Annotated in this window: 8 protein-coding genes, 1 tRNA gene and 1 other RNA gene; 7 read left to right on the top strand and 3 right to left on the bottom strand. The window is 38.3% G+C overall.

What is annotated here, in order from left to right; genetic code table 11:
* The 3 genes from QVB70_RS16260 to QVB70_RS16250 all read left to right on the top strand — a co-directional run.
* Positions 1-222, top strand: a 222-nt coding sequence (locus QVB70_RS16260) for a hypothetical protein (RefSeq protein ID WP_287588441.1), incomplete at its 5' end; no start/stop codon positions are given.
* Positions 223-302: 80 nt separating this feature from the next.
* Positions 303-1,400, top strand: coding sequence for a radical SAM protein (locus QVB70_RS16255; protein WP_287588439.1), 1,098 nt, complete (start codon positions 303-305; stop codon positions 1,398-1,400).
* A gap of 22 nt (positions 1,401-1,422) precedes the next feature.
* Positions 1,423-2,139 (top strand): nucleotidyltransferase domain-containing protein, encoded by a 717-nt coding sequence (locus tag QVB70_RS16250; protein WP_287588437.1) that lies wholly within the window; start codon positions 1,423-1,425, stop codon positions 2,137-2,139.
* Positions 2,140-2,149: 10 nt separating this feature from the next.
* On the opposite strand, the gene cutA is transcribed toward QVB70_RS16250, so the two are convergent.
* Positions 2,150-2,452, bottom strand: a complete 303-nt coding sequence (gene cutA / locus QVB70_RS16245) for a divalent-cation tolerance protein CutA (RefSeq protein WP_287588435.1) — start codon at positions 2,450-2,452, stop codon at positions 2,150-2,152.
* A gap of 163 nt (positions 2,453-2,615) precedes the next feature.
* Here cutA and ffs point away from each other — a divergent pair.
* Together ffs and QVB70_RS16235 are read left to right on the top strand one after the other, a co-directional pair.
* Positions 2,616-2,931, top strand: an RNA gene (gene ffs / locus QVB70_RS16240) — signal recognition particle sRNA.
* A 9-nt stretch (positions 2,932-2,940) separates the two neighbouring features.
* Positions 2,941-3,056: transfer RNA gene (locus tag QVB70_RS16235), tRNA-Ser, on the top strand.
* 8 nt (positions 3,057-3,064) lie between these two features.
* Here the strand turns inward: QVB70_RS16235 and QVB70_RS16230 are convergent.
* Entirely contained in the window at positions 3,065-4,018 is a 954-nt protein-coding gene (locus QVB70_RS16230) for a TIGR00269 family protein (RefSeq protein WP_287588433.1), read from the bottom strand.
* Positions 4,019-4,052: 34 nt separating this feature from the next.
* Positions 4,053-5,228 (bottom strand): site-2 protease family protein, encoded by a 1,176-nt coding sequence (locus QVB70_RS16225; protein ID WP_287588432.1) that lies wholly within the window; start codon positions 5,226-5,228, stop codon positions 4,053-4,055.
* A 220-nt stretch (positions 5,229-5,448) separates the two neighbouring features.
* Between QVB70_RS16225 and QVB70_RS16220 the strand changes: the two genes are divergently transcribed.
* Together QVB70_RS16220 and QVB70_RS16215 are read left to right on the top strand one after the other, a co-directional pair.
* Positions 5,449-5,880: a cupin domain-containing protein gene (locus tag QVB70_RS16220; protein WP_287588431.1), complete on the top strand. Its 432-nt coding sequence runs from the start codon at positions 5,449-5,451 to the stop codon at positions 5,878-5,880.
* A gap of 26 nt (positions 5,881-5,906) precedes the next feature.
* On the top strand, positions 5,907-6,392 hold a 486-nt coding region (locus QVB70_RS16215), incomplete at its 3' end, for a nitroreductase family protein (protein WP_287588429.1).

The raw sequence follows: 6,392 nt of genomic DNA, 5'->3' as shown, positions 1-6,392 counted from the left end.
TTGCCTAGAGATATGCAGTATCCAACTATCAAGAAGATTCTTGAAAGGAAGCACAGCGAAGGTAAGGAGATCAGGGAGGAACTTGCTACTCCCTTTACTTTCAAAGCACGTTTCTATCCTGATTTTGGCGCTTGGAGAAACGGAATACTGCAACATATGGAACAAAATTACAATAAACTTGCTGTCAAAGAGTTGATCGACCAAATGCGCTCAACTGACTGAGCTTAGCATGGCATACTTTTTTTCTTTTCTTTTTTTGAAGTCCATTTATTAAATATCAACTCACATTATTTGTGAGATCTATGCCACGTAAAATTAAAGAAACTGCAGGAAAATCTTTAGTTATTGGAAAACTTCCTATTGGATGCCAATATTGTATCAAAGGACAAAAATTAGTACTTTTTGTGACTGGTCGTTGCAATAAGCCTAAGAATTGTTTTTGGTATTGCCCTTTATCTGAAAATAGAAGAGATCGTGATGTAATCTATGCGAATGAACTTCAGGTTACAGATGACATAGATATTGTCCATGAAGCTCAGTTGATGGATGCAAAGGGAGCAGGTATTACAGGGGGGGAACCACTTCTTTTCCCTCAGCGTGTACTTCATTATATTCATTTGTTGAAAGAATCATTTGGACGAAAATTTCACATTCATCTCTACACAAATGGTCTTTTCTTAACAAAAGAGTTATTTTCGCAATTAATTGATGCGGGATTAGATGAATTAAGATTTCAGCCATGTCAAGACATTTCTGATCAAATGAAATGGGCTGAAGAATATGAACTTGATGTCGGAATTGAGGTACCAGTAATTCCAACAGAGGACTACATTAACAAAATAAAATATTTCGTGCGGCTTTTAGAGAACATTGATGGATCATTTATAAATTTAAATGAATTTGAATTTACAGAATCACAAGCTAGTGAGTTAAAAAATCGAGGCTTCGTTCTCAAAAAAGGAACATTTGCTGCTGTTCAAGGCAGTGAATCCACAGCAACTGAACTTCTAGACTGGATCCTAATAAATAGCAATATAACGGCCCATTATTGCCCTATTATCACCAAGGATCAATATCAATTGAAGAATAGATTGCTACGGCGTGCAAAAAATGTTGCTAAACCTTATGAAAAAGTGACTGAGGATGGCCTTCTTTTAAAGGGCGTTATTGATGGTGACTTCTCAAAAGAAGCACTCAATAAACTTCGAAATAGGTTAATTCGTGAATTTAACGTTCCACCTAAGTATATTGGAATCAATCTACAGAAAAACAGACTTGAAGTTAATGGATGGATTTTAGAGGAATTGTCTTCAACACTTAAAGAAATGGGGTATAAATGTGGTATTGTTGAGGAATATCCTACTGCAGACATGTTAGAGGTTTTATATATCCCACTGTGAAAACTTATTTCATGTGAGAAAAATGAGCAAGAAACCCGTTCTAAGAGGCGATCGGGTCGAAATTATTTATACGGATGACATTTGGAAACTTCTCAAAGAGAAGAGGGGACGTGCTACTCAAATCATCGAATGCTTAAGCCACTCCAATATCCGCTCTTTTGTTCACGGAAGTGTTGCAAGAGGCTCTGTATCGCAGGAAAGCGATATTGATGTTGTCATCCCATATGTACTTAGTTCTTTTTCAGTTGAATTAGCTCTTCGTGAAGGTTTGGGTATTAATGCCTTTCAGAAGCGAGAAATTGTGCATGCTACACCATATCATACTCCAAAAGCTCATATAACTCTAGATAATCTAACAGTTGTTACATTTCCTTTAACAGCTTTGAGATCGCGGGAGCATGAATTTTATGCGTTTGGAGGAAAACTAGATTTAGATGGGTTAAAAACAGGAAAACGTGTACCAGGTGTTGACAAAAGACTGCTTTTAATTGAACCAAGCGCAAAGGGGCATTATGAATGGCCGATAATCGGGCGTGAGAGTGAAGCAGCTAGACTAATAGGGGTTAGCATGAATATTGTTGAAGAGCGCGTCAAGATCTTATTAAGACGTGATGATATTGGCCGTACTGGAACCTATCTAAAGCGCATGCTTCAAAGGGATGAAATATTTGAAGAAATATTCAAAAGAATAACAGATTCTGATCCTGTGGTTAGACGAAGAGTTCAGAAAGGCTCATAATTAAGGTCTACTAGGTTTTTTTTACGCTATCATCTATCCAGTCAAGATATTCTTTGCTACCTGCGATGATGGGAATTGCAATGACTTCAGGACACTCATAAGAATGGTTAACTTTGATTTCTTCAATTATTGATTCAATTAAATCTTTCCTTGTTTTGATCATTCCAAGTGCTTCTGTATCTCGATCAATTTTACCTTCCCACCAGTAAATCGATGCAACATCAAATACATTAACACAAGCCGCCATTTTCTTTCCAACTAATTCTTGTGCAATTTTTTCTGCTTCCTCTTGATTTGCGGCAGTAAAAATCATTAAACAATACTCATTTTGTATTCGATCACCACCATTTCTCATCTTAAGAGACTAGTTCGACCTAAAGTCTGATTATCAGTTCCATTTATTTGAAATTGCGCAAGGCATGGCATCTTAGAAGTGCAAATGTTTTTAAACGTAATTATATATTACTATTTCTTGCGACAGTGGTAGGCTCGGGGAGCTGGCCCTGCCCTGTAACCTGCAATGGGCCTTAGCAGGGAGCAGTAACCTAATGGGCAATATTTTCTTGCCTTTGTTGGTCTTGAATCCACGACAGTGAAGCCTCGCCTCATGGGACTGGCGGAGATGGAACATTCTTTGGAGGAAGGATGTCACTTTCTTTATGAGGCGAACCTGGCCAGGCCCGGAAGGGAGCAACCTAAACCTCGACGTTGAGTGCTCATGGGATCACGGGGTCGAGATCGGGTTTCAATAAGCCGCAATGGTAGGTAATATCCACCATTAGGAGCACTGTCGCACTTTATGCCGGGGTATCCTAGCCTGGTAGGGAGCAGGCCTGCTAAGTCTGTGACCCATGGAAGTTTCTTCTTCCGAGAAACTATGGATGGTCTCGAGGGTTCGAATCCCTCCCCCGGCGCCACTTAGTTTTTAGACTGACTTGTTTTCATTAAGAAGATCAATGTTACCTAATAACTCACATGCTTTGCACATTTGTCTCTGAGTTGGCTCTGCACAGTATTCACATGACCCAAGGATAATTGGTTGGCTTGACTGAAGTTGAAGTGCCTTACTGATTTTTTCTGAAGTTTTAAGAAGTGTGAAGAGAGTTCCTGGTCTTTTAACTTCCATTAAATTCAGGAAATTTCTTATATCTCCACGTAATGCTTCTATTGAATAAGGGCAAGAACCACCATGATAATTAAGTCCTCTATAATATGCGTAAAGCGTTAGTTCCTTTTCTGGGATTTCGCGAGCTGGCTTTACCCTAGGAATCATGCGGGAATCAATCATTTTAGACGACTTTAAATCACGTCCTAATCTCCAAATATCTCCTCGGATTAAGTTAATGAGAATTGTTTGAGCGATATCATCAAGATTGTGTGCTGTAACGATGATATCTGCATTAAGATTACGTGATACAATATTAATCGCTTTTCTTCTTAAAACACCACAATAAGTACATGCGGCCAGTCTTTTTTCTTTTAGGGAATCAGCTTTTTCAATGATTTGGTCCAAAGACGCACCAAAAACATCGTGAAAAGACCCGATTACATGTTCAATGCCTAATTGATTTGTATTTTCTTTAGCAATGGCAGTTGCATCCTCTCTATAATCTACTATTCCTTCATCTATAGTAACAGCTATCATCTCTGTGTTATGAAATTTTTCTTCTATCCCATGAAGAATATGTAACAAAGTGACGCTATCCTTCCCTCCTGACAAGGCAAAGGCTATCCGGTTGTTCTCTTGAAACATTTTGTGTTTCGAAATGGTTTTTCTAACCTTTTTTTCTATTGAATCAAGAAAACACCGCTTACACAGTTTTTGCCCCGAATGTTTTTGAAAATACACGGCTTTTTTGCCACATTCACATTGTTGCAAGTAAGCTCACACTCTTCTTGGTCTGCTCAAATATTTAAATTGATACAAGTCCCATATTAACAAAAGTTAGTATTATGTTGAGGAGAAGTACCATAAGAGCGAAAGATCTAATACCGTTTAGAATCACGTTTCCAATTATTTTAAAATTATTGAATTTTAGGCTGAAGTAACCAATGACTTCTGTTAGCATCCTATCTCCATCTAGGAAAAAGATGGGCAGCAAATTGAGCAGACCAATATTCAAAGTGAGTAGGAAAGTCCATTGAAGGAGTGTAAATAACTGAAGCGGGAAGAATGTACCTAGAAATCCAAAGCGAGAAGGATAATAATTGAACGTAAAAACTCCTAGATAACCTTTTGCTGGATCATCTGGTCGTGCACCGGTTTTAAATTGAATTATTCCTTCATCCGTTTCAAGTTCGATAGTCTCAAAAGCTTGAACATTTGAGAGAATATCAGAGAGTTCTTGTACATTTTGCGTCGGCATACCGTTGATAGAAAAGATAACATTACCTCGCTCAAGTATACCATCTGATGGACCCCCCGGAACTATATCTGTCACTAAGACACCTGTAGATTGGCCAAAAAGAGGTGCAATCAATAAGCCAAAATTTGTTAAAAGTAAGAGAACTAGAAATGCAGTTACAATATTTGAAAATGATCCTGCACCAAAAATACGTAATCTCGCGACTGGGCTGACACGCTTCACATCTTCTTCTTCAGGTTCAACAAAAGCTCCAGGAAGAATAGCAAGTAATAATAATCCTGCTGATTTTAAATTTACACCTTCAATACGTGCTGCAATTCCATGGGATATTTCATGTGTCAAAAGAACTACAGCCAGACCAAAAATAATAAAGGGAAGTGATTCGTTAGAAATCGTAATACCTGGAAGGAGTGGTAAAACCGGGCTGGCCTGAAGTGGTGCGAAGAAGAAATTGAGAAGATTTTGTAGGAGAACAATGATGATTTGAAGCATACCGAGAAACCCAATGACAATTCCAGCTGAAAATGCAATTTTCCACGCTGAAGGATATTTTTTCGCAAGTTTTTCAATAATAGATAATCTTGTAGTCCGATAAATCGCGATAAAAGGTCCAAGTTCAACGCCTTTATTTTTCAAATCAAAAACTTTGTAGGCGACATAGATGAACACCCAAATGATTAGAATGTAAATCGCTGCTTCTATTAATTGCCCTGAAACCTGCATCTATTTTACACCGTGTTTTCTAGATATTCTCCTTTACAAAGTATCCTTCAGCTTGAGGTTTTTAATCCAAATCAACATATTATCGTACTATTTGCAGCATCTGAAACCAAGTTTGGAATAAAAAGGTTTGCTAGCTATCCCTTCAAAATAAATAGCAGTTGAATTATATCTGTAGAACCATGCATTTTATTTCAAAATGTTTTTTGGGAGGTAGTATTTCATGCCCTCTAAGAAAAAGTCAAAAAGTTCGAAGAAGAAAGTAAAAGGCTTAGAAATAGTTAACCTCAAATCTGCTCCAGCATTGGACGTTGGTATAAATGGATTAACTTTGAAAGTCTTGAGCGGTGAAGGTTCTCCTACTCAAACTGAGAATTTAGTTGTCGGATATTTATTTTTAGAGCCTGGAGCCATAATAGAGAGTCATCATCATGATTATGAAGAATTTCAATACGTGCTATCTGGGACAGGCACCTTAGAAGACGCAAAAGGCAAAAAAACTGAATTACGACCTGAAATGGGTTTTTATTGTCCTAAAGGCCCCGAAGGCGCACATACTATTACAAATACATCCGATTATCAGTTAAACATCTTATTCATTCATTCAACTGCCGAAGGCGGCAAAATGCCCACACTTTCGTGGAGCAAAGGTTGAGAATTAAGTCAAGTTGGGTGAAATTATTGGATGTTCAAGAAGCGATTTTAAGAAGACGTTCAATTCGCTCATTCACAGATGAAGATATTTCAGACGAGGATGTGCGTCAAATAATTGAGGCTGGGACATTTGCACCATCTGCGGGAAATTGTCAACCATGGGAATTCTTGATCGTCCGTGATAGGATTACAAAACAAAAACTTGCTGAGGCTGCATTAGGACAGAGGTTTGTGTCTCAAGCACCAGTTGTGATAGTCGTTTGTGCTAACATAAAACGATCAACAAGCAGGTATGGTTCGCGAGGACAAGAGTTGTATTGTATTCAAGATACAGCGGCTGCTATTGAGAATATGCTATTGATGGCAGTGTCAAAAGGACTTGGGACCTGCTGGGTTGGCGCATTTAATGAAGTATTGGCGAAAGAAGCCCTTGAACTACCTGTTGGTATTCGACCTGTGGCCATTATTCCACTAGGTAATCCTGCTGAAACGCCAAGAATGCCAAGGCGAAGA

The organism is Candidatus Borrarchaeum sp. (genome assembly GCF_019058535.1).
GTDB lineage: Archaea > Asgardarchaeota > Sifarchaeia > Borrarchaeales > Borrarchaeaceae > Borrarchaeum > Borrarchaeum weybense.
The sequence above is the reverse complement of the archived record's forward strand: the minus strand, read 5'-3'. Positions and strand labels throughout refer to the sequence as shown.

Excerpts from the sequence above, each read along its gene's own strand:
- QVB70_RS16250 (WP_287588437.1), top strand. The coding sequence starts at position 1,423 with ATGAGCAAGAAACCCGTTCTAAGAGGCGATCGGGTCGAAATTATTTAT.
- QVB70_RS16255 (WP_287588439.1), top strand. The coding sequence starts at position 303 with ATGCCACGTAAAATTAAAGAAACTGCAGGAAAATCTTTAGTTATTGGA.
- QVB70_RS16220 (WP_287588431.1), top strand. The coding sequence starts at position 5,449 with ATGCCCTCTAAGAAAAAGTCAAAAAGTTCGAAGAAGAAAGTAAAAGGC.
- QVB70_RS16225 (WP_287588432.1), bottom strand. The coding sequence starts at position 5,228 with ATGCAGGTTTCAGGGCAATTAATAGAAGCAGCGATTTACATTCTAATC.
- cutA (WP_287588435.1), bottom strand. The coding sequence starts at position 2,452 with ATGATTTTTACTGCCGCAAATCAAGAGGAAGCAGAAAAAATTGCACAA.